Source organism: Niallia endozanthoxylica (assembly GCF_008710145.1).
Classification (GTDB): Bacteria; Bacillota; Bacilli; order Bacillales; family Cytobacillaceae; genus Bacillus_BD; species Bacillus_BD endozanthoxylica.
In genome coordinates, this window is the sequence record NZ_VYKL01000060.1 from 1 (window position 1) to 22,759 (window position 22,759).

At 40.1% G+C, this 22,759-nt stretch carries 23 protein-coding genes; 15 read left to right on the plus strand and 8 right to left on the minus strand.

Annotated features, from left to right (window positions below; translation table 11 throughout):
* Positions 1-485: 485 nt before the first annotated feature.
* The 7 genes from F4V44_RS25525 to F4V44_RS25555 all read left to right on the plus strand — a co-directional run bounded on the left by F4V44_RS25525 (position 486) and on the right by F4V44_RS25555 (position 8,718).
* Positions 486-707 (plus strand): heavy-metal-associated domain-containing protein, encoded by a 222-nt coding sequence (locus F4V44_RS25525; protein WP_150442797.1) that lies wholly within the window; start codon positions 486-488, stop codon positions 705-707.
* A gap of 173 nt (positions 708-880) precedes the next feature.
* The gene (locus tag F4V44_RS25530) at positions 881-2,785 is read left to right on the plus strand and encodes a heavy metal translocating P-type ATPase (RefSeq protein ID WP_150442798.1); all 1,905 of its coding nucleotides are present in this window, start codon (positions 881-883) and stop codon (positions 2,783-2,785) included.
* 13 nt (positions 2,786-2,798) lie between these two features.
* Positions 2,799-3,494: a Crp/Fnr family transcriptional regulator gene (locus F4V44_RS25535; protein ID WP_223882035.1), complete on the plus strand. Its 696-nt coding sequence runs from the start codon at positions 2,799-2,801 to the stop codon at positions 3,492-3,494.
* Positions 3,495-3,662: 168 nt separating this feature from the next.
* A complete protein-coding gene (dcuS, locus tag F4V44_RS25540; RefSeq protein WP_150442799.1) occupies positions 3,663-5,246 on the plus strand; it encodes a DcuS/MalK family sensor histidine kinase in 1,584 nt (527 codons plus the stop codon).
* A gap of 13 nt (positions 5,247-5,259) precedes the next feature.
* Entirely contained in the window at positions 5,260-5,967 is a 708-nt protein-coding gene (locus tag F4V44_RS25545; protein WP_150442800.1) for a response regulator, read from the plus strand.
* 120 nt (positions 5,968-6,087) lie between these two features.
* Entirely contained in the window at positions 6,088-7,431 is a 1,344-nt protein-coding gene (locus F4V44_RS25550) for a 2-hydroxycarboxylate transporter family protein (protein ID WP_150442801.1), read from the plus strand.
* Positions 7,432-7,515: 84 nt separating this feature from the next.
* The gene (locus F4V44_RS25555) at positions 7,516-8,718 is read left to right on the plus strand and encodes an NAD(P)-dependent malic enzyme (RefSeq protein ID WP_150442802.1); all 1,203 of its coding nucleotides are present in this window, start codon (positions 7,516-7,518) and stop codon (positions 8,716-8,718) included.
* Between the two features lie 62 nt (positions 8,719-8,780).
* Here F4V44_RS25555 and F4V44_RS25560 read toward each other — a convergent pair whose 3' ends face one another.
* The 3 genes from F4V44_RS25560 to F4V44_RS25570 all read right to left on the minus strand — a co-directional run bounded on the left by F4V44_RS25560 (position 8,781) and on the right by F4V44_RS25570 (position 9,903).
* On the minus strand, positions 8,781-9,068 hold the full coding sequence (locus tag F4V44_RS25560; RefSeq protein WP_150442803.1) for a hypothetical protein: 288 nt from the start codon (positions 9,066-9,068) through the stop codon (positions 8,781-8,783).
* Positions 9,069-9,183: 115 nt separating this feature from the next.
* Positions 9,184-9,549 carry a DMT family transporter gene (locus tag F4V44_RS25565; RefSeq protein WP_150442804.1) on the minus strand — a complete coding sequence of 122 codons (366 nt, stop codon included), beginning with the start codon at positions 9,547-9,549 and terminating at the stop codon, positions 9,184-9,186.
* 18 nt (positions 9,550-9,567) lie between these two features.
* Positions 9,568-9,903 (minus strand): DMT family transporter, encoded by a 336-nt coding sequence (locus tag F4V44_RS25570; RefSeq protein WP_150442805.1) that lies wholly within the window; start codon positions 9,901-9,903, stop codon positions 9,568-9,570.
* A gap of 624 nt (positions 9,904-10,527) precedes the next feature.
* Here F4V44_RS25570 and F4V44_RS25580 point away from each other — a divergent pair.
* The 4 genes from F4V44_RS25580 to F4V44_RS25595 all read left to right on the plus strand — a co-directional run bounded on the left by F4V44_RS25580 (position 10,528) and on the right by F4V44_RS25595 (position 14,376).
* Positions 10,528-11,019, plus strand: a complete 492-nt coding sequence (locus F4V44_RS25580) for a hypothetical protein (protein ID WP_150442806.1) — start codon at positions 10,528-10,530, stop codon at positions 11,017-11,019.
* Between the two features lie 114 nt (positions 11,020-11,133).
* The gene (locus F4V44_RS25585; RefSeq protein WP_150442807.1) at positions 11,134-11,733 is read left to right on the plus strand and encodes a glycosyltransferase family 4 protein; all 600 of its coding nucleotides are present in this window, start codon (positions 11,134-11,136) and stop codon (positions 11,731-11,733) included.
* A gap of 686 nt (positions 11,734-12,419) precedes the next feature.
* Positions 12,420-12,800, plus strand: coding sequence for a YmaF family protein (locus F4V44_RS25590; protein ID WP_150442808.1), 381 nt, complete (start codon positions 12,420-12,422; stop codon positions 12,798-12,800).
* A gap of 298 nt (positions 12,801-13,098) precedes the next feature.
* Positions 13,099-14,376 (plus strand): cell wall-binding repeat-containing protein, encoded by a 1,278-nt coding sequence (locus F4V44_RS25595; RefSeq protein ID WP_150442832.1) that lies wholly within the window; start codon positions 13,099-13,101, stop codon positions 14,374-14,376.
* Positions 14,377-14,525: 149 nt separating this feature from the next.
* Here the strand turns inward: F4V44_RS25595 and F4V44_RS25600 are convergent, their stop codons facing one another.
* Entirely contained in the window at positions 14,526-15,575 is a 1,050-nt protein-coding gene (locus tag F4V44_RS25600) for a sulfite oxidase (protein WP_150442809.1), read from the minus strand.
* Between the two features lie 129 nt (positions 15,576-15,704).
* Positions 15,705-16,376 (minus strand): DUF421 domain-containing protein, encoded by a 672-nt coding sequence (locus F4V44_RS25605; protein ID WP_150442810.1) that lies wholly within the window; start codon positions 16,374-16,376, stop codon positions 15,705-15,707.
* A 171-nt stretch (positions 16,377-16,547) separates the two neighbouring features.
* On the opposite strand from F4V44_RS25605, the gene F4V44_RS25610 reads away from it, so the two are divergent.
* The 4 genes from F4V44_RS25610 to F4V44_RS28215 all read left to right on the plus strand — a co-directional run bounded on the left by F4V44_RS25610 (position 16,548) and on the right by F4V44_RS28215 (position 19,782).
* A complete protein-coding gene (locus F4V44_RS25610; protein ID WP_150442811.1) occupies positions 16,548-16,889 on the plus strand; it encodes a metal-sensitive transcriptional regulator in 342 nt (113 codons plus the stop codon).
* A 15-nt stretch (positions 16,890-16,904) separates the two neighbouring features.
* Positions 16,905-17,111: a copper chaperone CopZ gene (copZ, locus tag F4V44_RS25615; RefSeq protein WP_150442812.1), complete on the plus strand. Its 207-nt coding sequence runs from the start codon at positions 16,905-16,907 to the stop codon at positions 17,109-17,111.
* Between the two features lie 86 nt (positions 17,112-17,197).
* Positions 17,198-19,636, plus strand: coding sequence for a heavy metal translocating P-type ATPase (locus F4V44_RS25620; protein WP_150442813.1), 2,439 nt, complete (start codon positions 17,198-17,200; stop codon positions 19,634-19,636).
* A 14-nt stretch (positions 19,637-19,650) separates the two neighbouring features.
* A complete protein-coding gene (locus tag F4V44_RS28215; protein WP_263406686.1) occupies positions 19,651-19,782 on the plus strand; it encodes a hypothetical protein in 132 nt (43 codons plus the stop codon).
* A gap of 248 nt (positions 19,783-20,030) precedes the next feature.
* Here the strand turns inward: F4V44_RS28215 and F4V44_RS25625 are convergent, their stop codons facing one another.
* The 3 genes from F4V44_RS25625 to F4V44_RS25635 form a co-directional block, all read right to left on the minus strand.
* Positions 20,031-20,312: a hypothetical protein gene (locus tag F4V44_RS25625; RefSeq protein WP_150442814.1), complete on the minus strand. Its 282-nt coding sequence runs from the start codon at positions 20,310-20,312 to the stop codon at positions 20,031-20,033.
* Between the two features lie 128 nt (positions 20,313-20,440).
* Positions 20,441-21,118, minus strand: coding sequence for a response regulator transcription factor (locus F4V44_RS25630; RefSeq protein WP_150442815.1), 678 nt, complete (start codon positions 21,116-21,118; stop codon positions 20,441-20,443).
* A complete protein-coding gene (locus F4V44_RS25635) occupies positions 21,115-22,488 on the minus strand; it encodes a sensor histidine kinase (RefSeq protein WP_150442816.1) in 1,374 nt (457 codons plus the stop codon). The genes F4V44_RS25630 and F4V44_RS25635 overlap by 4 nt, the downstream gene beginning before the upstream one ends.
* Positions 22,489-22,759: the final 271 nt, after the last annotated feature.

Below are 22,759 nucleotides of genomic sequence, written 5' to 3' on the forward strand. Positions count from 1 at the left end.
GATAGTGCCGGTGAGGTGGTCCGAAAAGCTTAGTTGGGAACTATGGGGAATTGATAGTGCCGGTTGGGTGGTCAGAAAACTTCAATGGGGAACTATGGAGGGTTGATAGTGCCGGTGAGGTAGTCAGAAAAGCTTAGTTGGGAACTATGGAGGGTGGATAGTGCCGGTGAGGTGGTCAGAAAAGCTTAGTTGGGAACTATGGGGAATTGATAGTGCCGGTTGGGTGGTCAGAAAACTTCAATGGGGAACTATGGAGGGTGGATAGTACCGGTGATATAGCCTGAAAAGATCATTTGGGAACCCGTTGCATAGGTATACAAAAGAAAACAGTCATTTTCAAGGATATGAACAAAATTAGAGTGGATACTTGATGCCTGAGATAGAAAAGGGTCTCACTAAAATCTCAAACTTGATTCTTATCAATTCTTTTCACTCAAAACTCCTCTACAATAAAGACATCATCAATCGGAGGAGGAAATTCAAATATGACAAAAGCAGTATTTCAACTAGAACCTCTTACATGCCCGTCTTGTATTAAAAAGATTGAATCCATGCTTACGAAAACGGCAGGAGTAGAATCTGTTAAAGTACTATTTAATTCCAGCAAGGTAAAAACAGAATTTGATGGAACAAGAGTGGAAGCGGCTCAGCTGGAGAAAACAATTGAAAAGCTGGGTTATGAGGTATTATCAGCAAAGGTATCATAGGTTTATAGAGAAAGAGGAGACTTATAGTCACGGCAATGCTGATGATTATAAGTCTTTTATTTTGCCGAAAAAAGGTACCAATCTTGATGCTCGTCAATTCTTTTAAAAGAAAAGAAGTCTAAGATTTAGGTATAACACAACGGATTTCAAAAACATAAAGGAGAGATAACAACATGCTCATTGCCATAAACAAAATTAAATCGCATTTAACCGCTGTTTCCTTTATTCTCATTGTCGCGGGAATGACAGCTGGATTATCCGGAAGCAGCACAATGAAAACCATTGCGCTTATTCTTGCAACCGTCATTGCTAGTGTGCCTATTTTTATAAAAGCGTTTCAGGGACTGAGAATGAAGGCATTTAGTATTGAATTATTAGTGACTATTGCGGTGATAGGTGCTCTTGTTATTCAGGAGTATACGGAGTCAGCGGTGGTTACCTTTCTATTTTTATTCGGCGATTATTTGGAAAAAAAGACGTTGGAAAAAACACGCTCATCCCTCAAAGAGCTGGTTGATATGGCACCACAGGAGGCTGTTGTACTCCGAGATGGGAACCAAGCGAGTATACCAGTGGAGAACGTAGAGGTCGGTGACACAGTCATTATTCGTTCTGGCGGAAAGGTTCCGGTGGACGGTATCATAATCTCCGGCCATGCCTCTTTAAATGAAGCGGCCATCACAGGAGAATCTGTACCTCGAACGAAGAAAGCCGATGATAAAGTGTTTAGCGGTACGATTGTGGACAATGGCTATCTTGAAATAAGAGCAGAGAAGGTTGGCGATGATACCACTTTTGCTAAAATTATTGAATTGGTAGAGGAAGCACAAGAATCGAAGTCAAAAACAGAGAAATTCCTCAATAAGTTTTCTACTATTTATACACCGTCAGTTGTTATCTTGTCTATCATTGTCTACATTTTGACGAGAGATTTTCACACAGCAATCACCTTCCTGGTTGTAGCCTGCCCGGGTGCCTTGGTGATTGGAGCTCCGGTGTCAACAGTAGCCGGAATTGGGAATGGAGCGAAAAACGGCGTGCTTGTAAAGGGCGGAGAAGTCATGGATCTCTTCTCGAAAGTGGACATACTTGTGTTTGATAAAACAGGTACGTTGACAAAAGGAAAGCCTGAAGTAACGGATATTAAACTGTTTGACTCAACACTAGAAGAAGAGCAATTCCTGCAATTAACAGCACAGGCGGAAACCATTTCTGAGCATCATCTAGGGCAGACGATTGTAAAAGAAGCTAAAGCCCAAAACTTAAATATCGAAGAGAAGCCGGAGAGTGGCAGTATCATCAAAGGAAATGGAATGACAGCAATCGTGGATGGACATTTTTTCGCGGTTGGGAACCGTAAGCTGATGATGAAAGAAAATATCGAGATTTCAAAGGAAGTGGAAAGCTATGCAGAAAAGCAAGAAAAGAGTGGAAATACTGCTGTTTTCACAGCGATAGATGGGAAAATGGCCGGTGTCATTTCCATTGCTGATCAGATTCGTGAGGACGCAGCCGAAGCATTAGCTGAGATGAGGAAAAACGGTATTAAGAAAATCGTCATGCTGACAGGTGATAACAAGCATACAGCTGCACTTTTGGCACAGAAATTAGGAATCGATGAATATCACGCAGAATTATTACCGGAAAATAAAGTAGAATATATAAAGAAATTAAAGGAAGCAGGCCATGTTGTTGCAATGGCGGGAGACGGAATCAATGACGCACCGGCGATTGCGACGGCAGATATTGGACTGGCGATGGGAGAAGGCGGCACAGATGCAGCGATGGAAACAGCAGATGTTGTCTTAATGGCGGACAAGCTTGAGCAGCTATCACATGCCCATTCTCTATCGAAAGCAACAATCTCGAATATAAAGCAGAATACGTTCTTTGCAGTCGGTATTGTCTTTGTTCTGCTTGCTGGAGTGTTAGCCGAATCCGTTCATCTGTCATCCGGAATGTTTATCCACGAGGTAAGTGTGCTGTTGGTTATTTTAAATGCAATGAGATTAATCAGATATAATAAAAAGAAGAAAAAGACTGAATCACGATGTAATAGATGCCTGCAGACGGAGTAAAGGGGTGAAAGGAATGGAGATGCATGACTATGCCCAGTGTCATACCCATGACAATCACAAACAGTGTATTACCTTGGTGCCAATTTTCAATCATTTAGAAAACGAACAGATGAATGAAGTTATGACAACAGCCAGGTCTTCCTCCTATAAAAGAGGAGAAATGATATATAAGGCGGGCGAACAGTCTGACTCGCTTTATATTGTAAGCAAAGGGAAAATTAAAATTTACCGCCTATCTGAATCCGGCAAGGAACAGCTTGTCCGAATCTTGAATCCAGGTGATTTTACAGGCGAGCTTGCCTTGTTTAATGAAGGGGTTCACGAATCATATGCAGAGGCAATAATAGATACGCAGGTTTGTATGATTAGACGTTCGGACCTGCAGGAGTTTCTTTTGAAATATCCATCTATTTCGTTAAAAATTCTATCCGAGTTCTCCAGCCGCTTAGAGCAGTCGGAGAAGCAGACAACACGGTTTGCAACGGAAAAAGTAGAGACAAGGATTGCACTCTTTCTTGCTGAGTGCCTAGAAAGGGATTCAACTGAATTGACGCTTCCAATGAGCAAAAAGGATTTGGCTTCCTATTTAGGTACAACTCCGGAAACCATCAGCCGTAAGCTGGGGGATCTTGAAGTGGCCGGTTATATCAAGCAGAAGGGACAGCGGAATATTGAAATTATGGATTTGGACGGACTGCTGCTTTTATAAAAATAAGTTCTCAAAAGGAGATAAGTCTTACAATAGGCTTATCTCCTTTTTTATGCTTAAAAGGGGATACAAGAGAATGGTATAGTGAATAAGTTAAATGCTAAATAACGATCAGGAGAATGTAACGATAACAAGCCAATGTTGAACATCAATTCTTAGGGGGAAAATATGCATAGAGGAAAGCTAAGTTTACAAAATAGCATCATCTTTTTTGTTTTAGCTGTCGTATTTATTTCACTTTTGATAACGGAAATCTTAATCAGCCAACTAGTAGCTGATACAGTTGAGAACAGTCAGTCTGAAAAAGCAACCAATGTTGCCAGAATGGTAGCGCTAAGTCCGCTTGTTATGGAAGGGCTGAGTGGCGAGCGGGATGAATCAGATATCCAAACGTTTGCAAATGACATTAAAGCTGCTACAAATGTAGAATTTGTTGTGGTCATGGATATGGATGGAATACGAAAATCTCATCCAGACAGCAGTAAAGTGGGTAAACATTTTAGAGGTGGTGATGAGGGTCCTGTTTTACAGGGAAAAGAGCATGTCTCTATCTCTAAAGGTACGTTAGGTCATTCATTAAGGTCCTTTACACCCGTTATTGATAATGGAAAACAAGTCGGTGCCGTAGCCGTTGGGATCACGCTTAAAGATGTGGAAAAGGCAGTGGATAAAAGCCGCAAAGGAATCTTAATAGGGATTGGTCTCGGGTTATTAATAGGAGTAATTGGAGCTGTTGTTTTAGCAAGATACATAAAGAAAATTTTGTTAGGATTAGAACCTATTCAAATTGCTAGATTAGTGGAAGAACGAAGTGCGATGTTGAACTCTGTACGTGAAGGGATTATCGCCACTGATCAAGATTCCCGCATTACACTAGTCAATAAATCTGCGTTATCAATCTTTAAAAAGGCGGGGCTTGATGATCAGCCGATAGGAAAAGATGTTAATATTTATATGTCTACATCTCGTATGACCGATGTGATTAGAACAGGAGAGGCAGAACTCGATCAGGAGCAGGAAATCAATGGAGTTATATTATTGGTCAATCGGGTTCCTATTGTCTTAAATAAAAAAACAGTTGGTGCCATTTCTACTTTCCGTGATAAGACGGAAGTGCGTCAATTGGCAGGGCAGCTAACAGGTGTACAGCTTTATGCAGATGCATTGCGAGCTCAGGCACATGAGTTCATGAATAAGCTTCATGTGATTCTTGGCATGGTCCATATGAAGAATTATGATCAGCTGTCACAATATATCAGTGAAACAGTTAATCATCGCAGCAATGAAATTAATTTAGTGTCCCAAATGATGCAAGAACCCGTTCTGGCAGGCTTCTTAATTGGTAAATTAAGCTATGCAAGGGAGGCCGGTGTGGAGCTTCATTTTTCAAGCGAGCGTCCTATTCCTAAGCCGCAGAATTATGAAATGGTTCATGAGTTAATTACCATTGTAGGGAACTTAATTGATAATGCGATAGATGCTGTAATGGATTGCCCAATCAAAAAAGTCGAAGCTATTTTTGAATATGCTGACGATATTTTAACAATAGAGGTTTCGGATACCGGGACGGGAATGACAGAGGAGGAGCAAAATAAAGTCCTGCAAAAAGGATACTCGACAAAAGGACAGAATAGAGGCTTTGGCCTGCATTTAGTCATACAATCGATAAATAAATTAGAGGGTGAATTTATTATTTCCTCTAAACCCGGTCAAGGTACTGAGTTTGTCGTATATATTCCATACAACAGTTAAGGGGGAGGAAAAAATGATTCGGACAATGATTGTAGAAGATGACCCAATGGTTGCGGAATTTAATAAACGATACATTGGAGAAATAAAAGGATTCCAGTTAGTTGCTGTTTCCGCTACAGTTGATGCGGCAATAGAGGTGCTTCAAAAACAGACAGTCGATTTGATTCTGTTGGACATTTTTATGCCGGGTAAGAATGGATTAGAGCTGTTGATTTATTTACGGGAAAATGAAATGGATATAGATGTCATTATCATTTCCGCTGCTTCAGATATTGAGAGGATACAAAAAGCAATTAGATATGGAGTGGTTGATTATTTAATTAAGCCGTTTGAGTTTGAACGTTTAAATACAACCCTGACTGCCTATAAGGAAAAAGCAAGGTTTATAAAGGATCAACAAGTAATAAGTCAAAAAGAATTAGATCGACAATTTTTCCATATCGAGGAAAAGACAGTTATAGAGGATCTTCCAAAAGGATTGACTAATAATACACTGAAGCAGGTTTGGGAAGCAATCAGTTCGCATAAGGAAGAACACTTTTCAACGGAGGACATTGTGAAAATAGTAGGGATTTCCCGCGTCTCTGTCAGGAAATACTTAAAGTTTTTAACGGACATTGGCGTATTGAGGGAACGTATTATCTACGGTACAGTTGGCAGACCGGTATACCAGTATGAAATAAATAAATCTGAGGAGAACTTAATAAAAAAATATTTGTAAGCAGCTAAAAGGCTGCTTACTTTTTTATGGTTTCTGAAACGCTTACATTAATTACATAAACTATTCCAAAACCCTGATTGCGAATATGATTGGTTTATAAATGATTAGGGGGGAATGAACATGGAACCAGCAAGAAAGTTGGAAACGATTCCACATATAGAGTCAACTGATGGGGGTCAGAGTCTCTTATCAAAAATAGCACATTATAAGATAGGAATTATACCAATACCACTTTATATTATTTTAGCAGCCATTATTCTTGGAGCATCATACAGGGGGTCGCTGCCTAATGATATGATTGGCGGTTTCGCAGTAATTATGATCATAGGTATTCTACTTGGTGACCTCGGAATGAAAATTCCTATTTTAAAAGATATTGGCGGGCCGGCTATCTTAGCTTTATTAGTCCCATCAACGCTCGTTTTCTTAGATCTTGTTAATCCCGCTGCGATGGATGCAGCACATACCTTAATGAAAACTTCAAATTTTCTATATTTATATATTGCCATTTTAGTATCTGGAAGCATCTTGGGAATGAACAGAAGTGCATTGATTCAAGGGTTAGTAAAAATGTTTGTTCCACTTGTTTTAGGAACCATTGCTTCAGTAGTCGTAGGAATAGGAGTCGGTACATTATTCGGTTATGAATGGAAGCATACCTTATTTTATATTATTGTTCCGATTATTGGCGGCGGAATTGGTGAAGGGATCTTACCTTTATCCTTAGCCTATTCTTCAATTTTAGGAGATTCTGCGGAAACCTTTGTTGCTCAAATGGTTCCAGCTGCTGTTATTGGAAATATTGTAGCCGTTATTTGTGCAGGTGTTTTAATGAGAGTTGGTGAAAAGAAGCCGCATCTTTCTGGAAATGGTGTGTTGGTTAAAGCAAAAGGCGGAGACGGAATGACAGAAGATACAACCATTAACAAACCGGTTAATTTCCAACTAATGGGCGCCGGATTGCTAATAGCAACTAGTTTGTTTATCTTCGGAGGCTTGGCGCATGAGTTCCTTGGTATCCCAGGACCAGTCTTAATGATTATATTAGCAGCACTTATTAAAGCGATTTCAGTTATGCCTGCTTCAATGGAACAAGGTGCTTTTCACTTATATAAATTTGTTTCAGGAAGTTTAACTTGGCCATTAATGGTTGGTTTAGGCCTTTTATATATTCCATTAGAGGATGTAGTGAAACTAGTTACGATTCCTTATATTATTGTTTGTGCATCCGTTGTTTTAGCGATGGTAGGAACAGGATATCTCGTTGGAAAGTTCATGAAAATGTACCCAGTTGACGCTGCAATTGTAACTGGCTGCCACAGTGGTTTAGGCGGTACGGGGGATGTAGCGATTCTTTCCGCTTCAAACCGTATGTCTTTAATGCCATTTGCGCAGGTTGCAACAAGACTTGGCGGTGCTTCAACGGTTATTCTAGCAACGTTATTGATGAAAGCATTAAGCTAATAAAAATGAAAGATAAATATAAGCCCTATATAGATAGACTGGTTTGTTTAGATGAATGTAAGGATAGAAGAGGAGTGGGAAACCATGAGTGATAATACAATAAAAGAAAGAGCCATGCAATTACACAGAGATTTGGCCGGTAAAATTCGCGTAGTTAGTAAAGTAAAAATAAACTCTGCTGAAGACCTGAGTCTTTCCTATACACCAGGTGTTGCAGCACCTTGTTTAGCGATTGCTGAAGATAAAGAAGCATCTTACGAATATACTGGACGCGGAAATATGGTGGCAGTCATAACAGATGGTACAGCCGTATTAGGTTTAGGGGATATCGGGCCGGAAGCAGCTATGCCTGTCATGGAAGGGAAGTCTCTGCTATTCAATCAATTTGCGGGCATCGATGCTGTTCCCCTCTGTCTAAATACAAAAAATGTTGATGAAATTGTCAATATTGTTAAAGCATTGGAACCAACCTTTGGCGGCATTAATTTAGAAGATATTGCTGCACCTAGATGCTTTGAAATTGAAGAACGGCTGAAAAAGGAACTAAGCATTCCTGTATTTCATGATGATCAACATGGGACAGCCATTGTTATTTTAGCAGCAGTAATCAATGCTTTACGTTTGGTGAAAAAGAATATGGACCATGCGAAAGTGGTGATTAATGGAGCTGGATCTGCTGGCATTGCGATTGCCAAACTGTTAATGATAGCAGGGATGAAAGATCTTACACTTGTTGATCGGGCAGGGATTCTTTGTCCTGGAGAGGAATGGATGAATCCTAGCCAGACACTTATCGCTGAAGTCACGAATCATCGAAAGGTAAGAGGCGGTCTGCAAGAGGCTATTGTAGATGCAGATGTATTTATTGGTGTCTCGGGCCCTGGTGTGTTGACAGGGGATATGGTTAGAATGATGAATGAAAAGCCAATAGTTTTTGCCATGGCTAATCCAACACCGGAAATTCTCCCTGACGAAGCTTTAGCTGCCGGAGCGGCAGTAGTAGGAACAGGGCGTTCTGACTTTCCAAATCAAGTAAATAATGTTCTGGCTTTTCCAGGGATTTTCCGCGGCGCTCTTGATGTTCGGGCAACCGACATTACGGAAGAAATGAAGATTGCCGCAGCTTATGCGATTGCAAATATTATCCCGGATAATGAATTAACAAGCGATTATGTAATTCCAAGTGCATTGGATAAACGTGTCGTTGAAAGTGTAGCCTACGCGGTGTCAAAAGCAGCGATTGAGTCAGGGGTTGCCAAAGATTCAAAAATATTAATGTATGTTTAAATGACAGCAGTAGGGCGGTATTCTTTTCAAAAGAGTATCGCTTTTTTTAATCGTGCTTACTCTCAGGGTTTCTTCCATTCCTCGATAATTTCCTTTACCTTTTTCCTATCAATAATATTGATTGCATAGTAGGTTACTTGCTTCTCCTTCATTTCCCTGACAGGATGGTGGGACACTCCATAGATATCACCTAGTACCAGCACATCCTCAATCGTAAAACCGATTAGAATAACCATTGGTTTTCCGTTGCCTGTCCAGGTTCCTTTTGTCCCTAATACAACCGGAAGCGGATGTTTCTTCCCTTGTATATATTTTGTTACCCATTCCTGCTCTGTCCTGGCTTGTATCATGAGACGCTCCCACAGTATGTTGATACATTTATATTGTTCTTAAAGGAGTTATTTTATTTTTGAAGGCAAAGGAATTAATTGATTCTAACGATTTAAAGGAAAAGAAGAGTAAGGATCATATGAGATTCTTACTCTTCTGCGGCTTGTTTTCAAGTTTTTCCGGCCTATTTGACGATTGTAAAACAATAATGCCTCCGATAATAAGTGCTAATCCAGCAAAGGTGAGTGAGTTAAAAGGATCGTCCCAAATTATGACTCCAATTAAAGCAGTTAATGCCGTACCGACTCCAGACCATATGGCATAGGCCAGGCTCAATGGAATCGTTTTGAGACATAAGGGTAAGCAATAAAAGGATAATCCATATCCGATTACGACACCAATGGATGGGAAGGGGACGGTAAATCCTTCTGATAGCTTGAGCATGGTTGTTGCAAAGATTTCACTTATAATAGAAATGCCTAACATAATATAGCCTTTCATTTTTTTCCTCCAATTCTTTTAAGCCGAATGGGATTCTCCGTTCGCGAAGTTTAATAGAATAACGCCCCCAATGATAAGCGCTAAACCCCAAAATGTTTTGCTGTTAAAATTCTCTTTATAGATGGTGACTCCTATTAAAGCGGTTAAAGCTGTTCCCAGCCCGGACCATATGGCATAGGCCATGCCAAGAGGTAGGACTTTCAAGGATAGTGATAGGAAATAAAAAGCAAATCCATAGCCAGCCACGACACCCATAGAGGGCAGCAGCTTTTTAAAACCATCAGCAGCCTTTAGCATGGAGCTGGCAAAGACTTCGCTTAAGATGGCTATGAATAATAGAATGAAAGAATTCATGAGTGTTTCCTCCTAAAGCAACTCCAATGATATGAATCATATGAATCTTATCTATGTATATCACAGGGGTATCTTAATATTCAAATAAATTGTATGTAAAGAGGAGAGGTATCTTTTAAAGGTGTTGAAGACGAGGATAATTCCTTTTTCACGGTAACTGGGCATACAATTTTACCGAAGATACTGTAACACTCTAGGTTACGTCCCCATAAAATACAACTAGATGTTTAAGAAAGGGAAGATTCATATGAGTATGCCTACTATCCCTCCACAACCCCATTGACCATGTTTACATGAAACAAAAATTGACTTATTAGAATCAATTGCCTTAGAAGAAACAGCGCTGTCTCGCATCTTAAATGCTGAGGCTGAAAAGATTCAAGCATTTGTCGGTAAGGATTTAAATTTTTCAACGAATCCGACAAATCAAGAAATATTAGCTTTGAATAAATCTGTTACTCAGCTAGTGGAAACAGTCCTAATGAAGGAATGGCTTTTACTGCGTAAATTACAAAACGTTTTGGAGATAGATTGCCCAAACTGTAAAGAACCAAAGCACCAACAAAAGAACTCCTGTAGTCCTTGCAGTCCGTTTAATCCTCTAGAATAAAGGTGGTTGATAGAATGAAACCCAATTTAGAAAATAAATATATGAATGGCCTTTATTCTATTGTAAATGTTCATAAACCAATCGATAAATTATTAGCATCATCTTTATTAATGACCCGTGCTCTTTCATCATCTGAAGAATTCAATGGTCAAAGCAAAGAAGACTATTGTATTTTTTGCTTAATCCCTTTTTTAAAATCAATTATTAATCTTCAGCAAATGTATTTTAACAAGAATGATTTATGCATAAGATACTCAGATTCAATGATTGATAACCAAGACGAGAATCTGGAATACGAAGTAATAGAAGAGACAATAGATGATTTAAAAAAGGTCTCACTTCATTTGTCTTTAGCGGACTCGATAAATCATGAACTTCAAGAGGTACTTTCCAGCCTTATTCAACAAACAAAAAACAGAGGCAGGTTCAAAACCAAAGTTAGGAATCATGATACGAATAAAACGGAGCTCGTCTGGACGAATCACCATATGATAATAAAGCGTTGAATAGATGTTCAGCGTTTTGTTATGTCCTATTTCCAATTAAATGCGGATTCTTATTGCAAGGAATCTCTAAAACTTCCAATCTGAATAGTATAGTAAGGAAAGGAGGTGTATCGAATGTCATTACCAAATATACCAACTATTATTCCTTCCATTGATATTGACCGTGGACAAGTAATTAACTTACTTTTAGCTTCCATCGCTTTAGAGGAGCTGTTTCGGAAGCTAGATTATTATGCGGTCACATGTCCCAAAAAAGTCGTAACTGTTTCTTCTTTTGTTGACCCTAAATTACCTCCGATAGCAAAAGAGAAGCATGTTGTTGTGCATAGCGGCATCGATACTTCACTTTTTCATCCTAAGGATAAGAGTTATTTACCTGTCAGAATCGCTACTTCCGGCTTTTTAGAATATCATAAAGGCTATGATCTTTTACTAGATGCGCTCACTATATTGAAAAAAGAAGGATATCAGTATGAGGTTTTGATGTTTGGTGCCGGCTCAGAATTAGAAGCTTTTCAAAGCATGATTAAAAAGGAAAATCTTCCGGTATCCTTAAGAGGACATGTATCTAGGGATGTCTTAGCAAAGGAACTGCAAGATATTGATATTTTCGTTCAATCTTCAAGAATTGAAAACTTTGGCCTTTCAATAACCGAAGCGATGGCATGCGGATGTGTTCCTGTTTGCAGTAAAGTTGGCGGCATCCTTGATTAAATAGAGCATATGAAGAACGGCTTTCTATTTGAAAAAAGTAATTCAGAGCAATTAGCAGACTGTCTAAAAGCACTAATCGACCATCAGTCCCTCCGAAATCACTTAGCTGAAAATACTCTCAAAAAAGTGAACCAGTATTTTTCTCTCGAGAAAATGATTGAAAGATACGAAGCTCTTTATCTTTCATTTAATGATAGTTTTTGATGATTTTACTTAAAACGATATTGGTTGATTTGAGGTCATCCATAAAACAAATCTTGGCATCGATTTCTGCATTCAGACAATGCAAGGTAAAAAGGTGAACTATGTTCCATAATGTTTGTTTCACGTGAAACATGTCATTTTACGTTGGCAGGAAAAAAGTAGATACGTCAAAGTTTTATGAGGGTTGGGTTATTTTTGCAGGAGGGAAAAAAGAGGAATGATAGGGAAGATTATTTTTCCCAATACAATGCAGCTAATAAAAATAAAAAGACGCCATGCAGGCGCCATTTTGTTTTTATAAAGCAAGGAGAGGTCAATCCACTTACTTTTCTATACGATACGATAAAAATATGCAGATTTTATGGATGATGAAAAAGTTATTTATTTTTTTATAAATATCTAGAATCATAACTTTAAATATTTGAATCCCTTTTTGCCTGAAACACATACAGTATGAAAAAAGGCAAAAGGAGTTTTGTTTAATGGAAATCCCTGTTACTGGATATATGTATCATGCTGATGATTCAGACTCGATGCATTCACATCATCTTTATATTACTACATGGGACGGAAGGCAACTCCCAGCCCATATTCACGAATTTAGAGGGGTTACATCCTTTGATGGAGGCCATGCTCACAGATATGCTGGCACGACGGAACCAGCCCCAAGCGGCATGCAGCATACTCATCAATATTTTACCTTTACCTCTATTGACAATCAGCACCGCCATCAAATTCGCGGCACTACCGGTCCGTCGATCCCGCTTCCAGGCGGGGGGCATTACCATGAATTTAGCGGATTGACCACTGTTGACGGTATGATGCCCCATCGTCACAGCTACAGCGGACGTACCAGCCGATAATAAACTCTTCTCACTCACCGATAACGGTGAGTTTTTTTATGGGAGAGGAAGTAATACGAGATAGTCCTTTTGGAAATAACTGTGATAAATAATGTTATTGACTTTTATTAACGGGTTGATTGAAGTGTCTGGAGCGGAAATCAACCACCTATTGTAACAGTGCGTTGGAAATAAAGGAGATAGGATTAATAAAAAACGGCGCTTCTCATCGGTAATAGGAAAAGTCCATAAATTCTGCATATTTATGGGTTATCCTAATTTCGAACGAAAATAAGGGGGATATGGAATGTATATCGTTATGAAAAAAGCAATACTTGTAACATTATTAACTGCGCTGTTAGTGGTGCTTGGGGCATGCACGAACAATGAAGATCAAGCAGAAACATCCAAAAAAGAGACAGTTGGAACGAACCAGGAAGAGCAGGAAACGGACACTGAAAATACACCTTCCGGCAGCATGGCTAAATTCGCAAATGCTCCTGGAGAAATAAATGAAAATGCCTCAGAAAATCTTTTAACGATGAATACGAAAAATGTGACGAGAATTTCAACGAGCAATCCAATTGAGACATCTATCCTTGTATCACAAACGATTTGGCCTGCAACGCATAAGGAAAATCAGCCGGGGACCGTCATTTTAGCTCCATTAGGAAATTGGCAGAATGCATTGGCCAGTACCGATTTAATTCACCATCCGAATAACGGACCATTGTTATTTATCCAAAATGATCGTATTCCGGAAAATATTTTGCATGAGATTAATCGATTGAATCCAATTGGAAATACAAACGGCACCCAGGTCATGGTAATGGGGGAAGTGTCAGAAGCGGTACTTAGTCAGCTCTCTGACTATAAGGTCGAAAGGATAACAGGAGAAAATCCGGCTGATTTTGCCAAAAATATCGATGATGCTTATGCGGATGTGTCCGGGGGGTACCCTGAGGGGGTAATCATCGCCTCAGCTGAAGAAAGCAATCAACTGTACACGATACCGGCCGTTAACTGGATTGCTCATATGCCGGAACCGATTCTTTATGTAACAGAAACGGAAATTCCCGAAGAAACGATAGAGGCTTTAGAAAAAAGAAAGAATAAAGCCAATATTTATATTCTAGGACCTGAAAGTGTAATTTCGAAGGACCTTGGAAAGCAATTAAAGGAATATGGCAAGGTGCAGCGGATTGGCTCAGACGCAAAAAATCCAGTGGCAGCATCGATTGAATTTGCTAAGTATAAAGATCAGGAGACAGGCTTTGGCTGGGGCTTAACAGGGTCTGGCCATGGGGTATCATTCGTATCCACTGAATCACCAGAAGCAGCGATTGCTGCCGCGCCATTCTCCCATTTAGGAAAGCATGCGCCGTTAATTTGGCTTGATAAGGGAGAATTGCAGCAGGAAACCTATGATTTCCTCGCCGACATTAAGCCAATGTTCAAGGACACTCCAACAGAAGGACCGTATAATCATGCTTTTCTCATCGGGGACCATGCAGCCATTCCTTTCCAAACGCAGGGAATCATTGATGACAAGCTAGAGATTGTTCAGGAAACCGGTGAAGGGCATAGCGGGCATTAAACTATGCAAGAAAGCAGGCTGATGCGGGAAGAATCAGCCTGCTTTTTTATAAAAGTAATCTAGAAATAATCGTTTTAAAGTTTTGCTATTTGAAACAAATGAATGAGAGTAAATAAAAAACGAAAGAAAAATGCTTGCACCTATAAAAACTATTCAATTTTCACGTTCACTTTCAACACGGCATTATATCCATAGCCTTTCCGGTTCCAAAAGGCATGAATCGGCTGAATTCGTCCTTGTGAATCCTTTGCCCTTGCATAAATAGAGTATTCTCCCTTTTTCTCCACATGCCACAAAAAGGACCATTTCGTCCAGGCATAAGGCTCATTCAAACGCTCAAGAACGGTCCTCTGCCATGTATCGCCATTGTCTAAGCTGATTTCGACCCCTGTTATGATGCCTTTCCCACTCCAGGCTATTCCTTTTATTTCATGAACTCCTGTATTTAATAAGGAAAATGGTAGCGGCTGTTGAATAATCGAGTTCACTTGTTGAGTCGTAACGGGAAAAGAATCATGGTCGTTATGTTTATGCGGATAGTAGACATAATCATCTGTTTGGAACGGTCCGTTAAAGGAATCATTGATGAGTTCAATCTTAGTGAGCCATTTTACAGAAGCCATTCCATACCAGTTTGGAACAATCAATCGGAATGGATAGCCGCGTTTATAATCAATTGGTTTGTCGTTGTACATATAGGCAATAATGGTATCGGGATGTAAGGCTGTTTCTAACGGAAGACTTCTTTTATAGGGAATCATGTCTTCTTTATTGGGCTTTCTGCCAAAATCAACTCCTTCAAAAAGAACCTCCTTTGTCTGATTACAGATTCCTGTTTGTCCAAGCAGGTGAGCTAAGGGGACTCCCGTCCATTTCCCTTGACTAATCGCTCCGTCCTTCCATTGTTCTCCGTAGACTTTTGGATTAAAATGAGCTCTTTTATTACCTGCGCATTCGAGGGGAAGAATGAGTGATTTTGCCTGCATAGAAAGGATGTCATAGAGATGAAAAGAACGGGGCTGTGATACATTCCCACTAATTTGCAGCCATAGATGCCGAGGAGTCAGCGGAGGATAGGAAAAATGATTTCGACGGTAAAAGTACTTGGCTGGCGTCAGCCATGGAGACAGAAAGTGAATGGGAGATTCTTGATTTTCCGGTTGCAATTTTTTTGTTATTAAAAAAGGTTTGTTTTCCATTGCAGCACCTTCTTTCATTGTAAATCATATTTCGAAATACACTTTATAGAACAATGAAGAGAAGGAATAAGATAGGTGGGGGGAGTATAAAATTAGGAAAGGTACACCCCCAAGGTATTTGATTTTTAATTAATCGGGCTTATCCGAACGTCTATTAATATACATTTTCTTAGACTTTTCATTAACGTAACCATAAATGATGTCCTTTACAGCCACGTTATTTTTATCTAAATAGTCCATCACCCATTCTTTCGATTTTCCCAATAAGGCCAAGTTACGGTATTGAATTTTTCCATCAATAATAACAGAAATCGGAAGGCCTTCATCATCAATCGATATTTCCATATGCTGAACGGTAACAGGCGTATTTTCCGCTTTTGGAATGATGCTTACTTCACCAATCGGCTCTAGCATCGCATAATCGACATCGGCAATTTGCGGGTAGCCTTTGCTTCTGAGGATGGATAGAAGCTGGGCAACCGACAGTCTTGATTTTTCGAGATTATCTTCAAGGATGACACCTTTTTTGATGAGAAGGGTGGGCTCGCCCAGAAAGAAGCGGTTCGCGAATTGGCTTAAGGTTAGCCAAGAAAAGAACAGATGGAACACTGTCAGAATGGCCAACGCATATAAGGTGGGCCAAAATTCTGTGCTGATTAAAGGCTCTGACGCTATCGTACCGACGATAATAATCGCGACTAAATCATAAGGTGTCATTTGAATAATCGTCGATTTCCCCATTAAACGCATGATGGCAATCGTGATTAAATAGATGGTTAGGATTTTGAGCAGCAAAGTCATGTGATGTACTCCTCGGATGTGTTTATCTAATAACATTAAGATTTGCAAATTGGGATAAACTATCCCGTGAAGGAAAAGGATTCAGAAAAAATTTTAATAAATTTTTTAAAAAAAGGAACTTTACATAGGGTACCCCCGTATACTATAATAAAGATCGAGGAGGGATATTTGATGTCATCCGAATTTGAGAAAGACCCATTGCTTGAGGGAGAGAACTGCAGCCATTCAAGTGAGCGAAAGAGTCATCATTCTGACAAAATGAAGAAAAACCTTGAATCCAGGTTAAATCGGATTGAGGGTCAGGTTCGGGGCATAAAGCGGTTAATTGACAAAGATACTTATTGTGACGATGTCATTACACAGATTGCTGCTACCCAAGCCGCCCTAAACAGCGTGGCAAAAATCCTTCTTGAAGCCCATTTGAAGGAGTGTGTCGTCGATCGCATTCAAAGCGGGGATTTAGAAGTTGTTGATGAAGTGTTGGTAACGGTTCAAAAATTAATGAAAAAGTAAAAGGAGACGATCATAATGGAAAAAGTAACTCTTAATGTTGAAGGTATGTCTTGCGGTCACTGCGTAAAAGCGGTAGAAGGCAGCGTTGGTAAATTAAATGGTGTTGCAAGTGTGAAAGTAAGCCTAGAAAATAAATCAGTTGACGTTGAGTATAATGCAGATGAAGTAACGTTAGAAGCCATCAAGGAAACAATTGATGATCAAGGTTACGATGTAAAGTAGGTTAATGAAGAGCGAATGTGCTTCATGAAGCACCCGCTCTCTCTTTTTAAATGGAATATACCCTATATAGGTATGAGGTGACAATAATGAGTGAAAAGATAGCTGAAAAATCAGCTGGAAAAGCAGCTGAAAATCAGTTTCAAATAACCGGTATGACATGTGCCGCCTGTGCCACTCGAATTGAAAAGGGTTTGAAAAAAATGGAGGGTGTACAGGAAGCGAATGTGAATCTTGCTCTTGAAACAGCTACCGTGAAATATGATGCGGCGGCACTGGGACCTGTCGACATTCAGAATAAAGTCAGGGACCTTGGCTACGATGTTGTAACGGAGAAGCAGGAATTAGAGATCACAGGCATGACCTGTGCGGCTTGTTCAGCCAGAATTGAAAAAGGTTTAAACAAAATGGATGGGGTCATTCAAGCGAATGTCAATCTAGCTTTGGAAAAAGCTACAGTTGAATATAATCCGTCTACCATTACCGTAAAAGATATGATCCAAAAGGTAGAAAACCTTGGTTATGGCGCCATCGTAAAAAGTGATGAAACAAAGCAAGAAGCCGTTGATCATAGACAAAAGGAAATTATCAAACAGCAAGGGAAGTTTATCTTCTCGGCAATCCTTTCCATACCGCTGCTATGGGCCATGGTTGGACATTTCAGCTTTACATCCTCCTTATATGTACCAGAGGCCTTTATGAATCCGTGGGTGCAAATGCTGTTGGCAACACCTGTCCAATTTATCATTGGGAAGCAGTTTTATGTAGGAGCCTATAAAGCACTGAAAAATAAAAGTGCGAACATGGATGTGCTCGTGGCCCTGGGCACCTCTGCAGCTTATTTCTACAGTGTATATTTATCTCTTCAAACCATTGGCAAAAGTACCCACTCCGTTGGGCTTTATTTTGAAACAAGTGCCGTGTTAATCACGTTAATAATCCTTGGAAAGTTGTTTGAAGCAAGAGCAAAGGGACGCTCATCTGAAGCGATTAAGAAGCTCATGGGTCTGCAGGCGAAGACAGCCACTGTTGTCCGGAATGGCGAGGAAATGACGATTCCGCTTGAAGATGTGGTTACAGGGGATATTTTATTAGTCAAACCAGGCGAGAAAATCCCTGTTGACGGTGAAATCTTGGAAGGAACCTCTGCATTGGATGAGTCCATGATTACTGGTGAAAGTGTCCCGGTTGATAAAACAGTCGGGGATACCGTTATTGGTGCAACGATTAATAAAAATGGCTTTTTAAAGATGAAGGCAACCAAGGTCGGCAAGGAAACTGCACTTGCTCAAATTATTAAAGTGGTTGAAGAAGCACAGGGATCCAAAGCACCAATCCAGCGTTTGGCCGATTCTATCTCGGGAATCTTTGTCCCAATCGTTGTCGGAATTGCCGTAATTACGTTCTTGATTTGGTATATCTGGGTGAATCCGGGTAACTTTGCAGAAGCGTTGGAAAAACTGATTGCTGTGCTTGTGATTGCCTGCCCATGTGCTCTTGGTCTAGCCACACCAACGTCTATTATGGCAGGCTCCGGTAGGGCTGCCGAATATGGCATTCTCTTTAAGGGCGGAGAGCATCTTGAAATGACGCACCGAATCAATACGGTCATTTTAGATAAAACAGGTACGATTACCAACGGAAAGCCAGTTCTTACAGATGTAGTAACAGATATGGATGAAGCAGAGTTTTTAGCTCTCGTAGGTTCGGCTGAAAAGCAATCTGAGCACCCGCTTGCGCAATCCATTGTGGCAGGGGTTAAGGAAAAGACAATTGAACTTTCAGATGTAATTGCCTTTGAAAATATACCCGGCTATGGTATTAAAGCAACGGTAAATGGCAAAGAAGTGTTGGTCGGTACACGCAGGCTGATGAAACAATTTAATGTCGAGATTGGGCATGTGCTTAATGTCATGGAAGATCTTGAAAAGCAGGGGAAAACAGCGATGCTGGCGGCAGTGGACGGTGTCTATGCCGGACTTGTTGCTGTGGCTGATACAATCAAGGAAACTTCAACAGAAGCGATTAAACGTATGAAAGACATGGGGCTTGAAGTAATCATGATTACAGGTGACAATCAACAAACAGCTAATGCTATCGCAAAAGAGGCTGGAGTTGATTCGGTTATTGCGGAAGTTCTGCCGGAAGGAAAAGCGGAAGAAGTGAAGAAGCTTCAGCAGCAGGGTAAGAAAGTAGCGATGGTTGGAGATGGAATCAATGATGCACCAGCACTTGCAGTTGCTGATATTGGGATGGCGATTGGTACCGGAACCGATGTAGCCATGGAAGCGGCAGATATCACACTTATCCGCGGCGATTTAAACAGTATTGCTGATGCTATTTTAATGAGCCATAAGACAATCATTAATATAAAGCAAAATCTATTCTGGGCATTAGCTTATAATTCGATTGGAATCCCCATTGCAGCGATTGGCTTCTTGGCACCATGGCTTGCGGGTGCGGCAATGGCGTTCAGCTCAGTATCGGTTGTGTTAAATGCACTTCGTTTGCAAAAAGTAAGACTATAAAGGAGAGATAACGGATGAAAAAATGGGCGCTTTCCGCTATTGTCTATTTGCTGGTCGTTGTCGGTGTATATTATGCTTATATAGGATTAGCAGAGTCTCCTGAGGGCGGTACGGAGCATTCCAATATTGAGCAGCATGAGGAATAGATTGGATAGATTATGCATGAAATGATCTCTAGTGGAAGCTAGAGGTCATTTTTTGTATTAAATGATTCTGTTAAACGAGAGGAGTGTATCTTTTGTGCTCGAAAATGAAGAAGAGCCACGGTGAAGGTAACAAAAGAGGGGAATTCATAAATGATTTCAGGGAAGAAATACAATAGCAGATTATAGTGAAATGTGGACTTGTGTTTACGTGAAAAAAGGATTGCTGAAGAGCCAATCCTTTTTTAAAACTAAAATCTATCCATCATACCAGATGTTGTACCGCTTGGCATCATATCAGCAGGATCAACGTTCTCCATCATACCGCCATTACTGTGGCAGGAGTCATACATTTGTTTTAATTCTTGATTTGATAAATCTGGATGCATTTTTTCCATATAAGGCTTCATCTGTCCGAAGTTAAATAACCCATTTCCATTTACATCGTTATTTGTCTGCGCAAAAGCCATGGTGCTGGCCCCGCCCAATAGAATTGCGCCTGTTAGTAATCCAATTGCTAATTTTTTCTTCATATTGATCAGCCCCTTTCTTATCTTAATGATAGCTTAAAGATTTGCAGAACGTATGCAGAAAAAATGGAGAAGTTGTTACGGTTATATGAAAATTTTAGGGTTCCACTTAAGGGATTATTTCATTGCAATCATTCTTTCCCATCCCACTTGTACCCAACTCCCCAAACGGTGAGTAAATGGTTATCAGCAGGAAAGCCGGCTTTGCGAAGCTTTTCGCGCAGGTTTCTGACATGTGAATCAATGGTCCGGTCCTCTGTTGAAACGCCGTACCCCCAAACAGAGGTAATCAAATGCTCTCTTGTAAAGACGACATTGGGGTTATTCAGAAATAGGCCGATCATGCCAAATTCCTTTGGTGTCAAGGGGATTTCCTGTCCCTTATAATGGAGTTGAAAAGAATCTTGATTTAACACAAGTCCCTGAAAGGATAGATTGCCTTTGCTCTTTGTTCTCCTCCGTAAAACGGCCTCAATTCTCGCCAACAATTCTTCTTCATCAAAAGGCTTGGAAATGTAATCATCCGCGCCAGTATTCAGCCCTTTGACGATATCCGCTTTTTCACTCATAGCCGTCAGCATAATGATGGGTGTATCCCAATGTTTTCGGATTCCCCGGCAGGCCTCCAACCCATCCATTTCGGGCATCATAATATCAAGCAAAATCAGATCAACAGAATGGGACTCTAAATAGCTGATTGCATCCAGTGCTGATTCTTTTTTAATACAGTTATAGCCGCGCGGGCTTAGATACAATGATAATAAATCTAACATTAAGGGTTCGTCGTCAACGAATAGGATGTTTTTCATCGTACTTCTCCTTTAAAAATAATTTCAAAGCAGGTGCCGGCATTCTCTGTACTGCTGACCGTGATATCTGCACCATGGGCATGTACAAGCTCTTTAACAATCGCTAGTCCAAGGCCTGAACCTCCAAGTGAGCGGGTGCGTGCTTTATCAACACGATAGAATCGGTTAAAGATAAGAGGTAAGTCCTTTTCCGGAATGCCTTTACCGTGGTCTTGAACTACAATATGAACTTCATTTTTATGCTTCAAGGCTTTTAAAACAACTGCACCGTTATTTGGGGAGTATTTCTTGGCATTATCTAATAGGTTAAAGAGAATTTGTTCTAACCGCAGCGGGTCCGCCATCACATAAAGGTTCGGCGGGCAGCTGACAGTAAATTCAATCTTGCTTTCCTGGAAAATGGGCAGCAACCGCTGCTTTATTTTTTCAAAAAAGGGGTGTAAATCAACCTTTTCCTTTACTATTGCAAATTGATTCTGATCTAGCTTGGCCAATTCAAATAGTTCCTTTACTAATTGAGTTAATCGGTTTGCCTCATCTACAATAATGGTTAAGTACTTTTCTGTTTCTTCTTTTGGCAGGTCTTGTTTTCGTAATATATCAGCATAGCCTTTAATATACGTTAAGGGTGTCCGCAGTTCGTGGGAAATGCTAGCCAAAAATTCATTGCGCTGCTTGGTTAAGTACTGCAGGTCCCGTGCTAATGTTTCTATTGATTCCGCTAATTCTCCCATCTCATCATCATAGGTATCAGGAAGGGATACAGAATAATTTCCTTTACTAATTTCTCTCGTGGCTGCTTTCATTTTGAGCAACGGCTTTGTAATTCCTTTAGACAGAAAAATAATAATCACGATGGTGAAAATAACCGAAATCCATCCTGAGATAGCAAAATGTTCGTTCAATCGTTTCATCATGGAATGAATGGATGCCGTATCCTGAAACATATAAACAAGCCCGACAAGCTGTCCATCCTTTTCAACAGGGCTAACAGTTGATATATAAGGCTCATCCTCCCAATGTCCTTCAATAACCCGCCCTTCGCTAGGAATAGAGGGAAGCGGCCCTTTTAAATATTTCACAAATGCTTCTGCAGGCGCTGAAGAGTTAAGTATTTGCCCGTCCTGATTGGTAATGACCACATCTGTTTCGGCTTCAGATTCCATTAAGACAACATGAGCAATCGTATCCTGGTCAAAATGTTTCTCGAGAATGTCGCGATGAGAATTTCCGCGGCTTTGCAAACTAGTTAGCTCTTCCTCAACTCTTGACTGAGTGATGCCGTTATGTAAAAAGAAAAACATAAATGTGACTAATCCAAAGATAATAAAGAAAAATAAAATTCCTAGTTTCACGGAAAGCTTTTTCAAAAAAATTCACCTAATTTCAAAATAGATAGTTATAGTTTACGGTAAAAGTTTGAAGAAATAATGCAGAAATGAAAGATTATAGGCAGTTTTTATGTATTGAAATGGAAATTGCTGTTGAAAGGAAATTGTTTCACGTGAAACATGTTTAGGATTGTTTCAATTGTTGTCGTTTGCAGCAGATGGCTAGGGAAGGCTCAAAGGCTGTAATTTGCTGTAATTTCATGTAGAATAGAGAGGGTTCATATGATAGTCTATGCTGTAAAAGAAACTC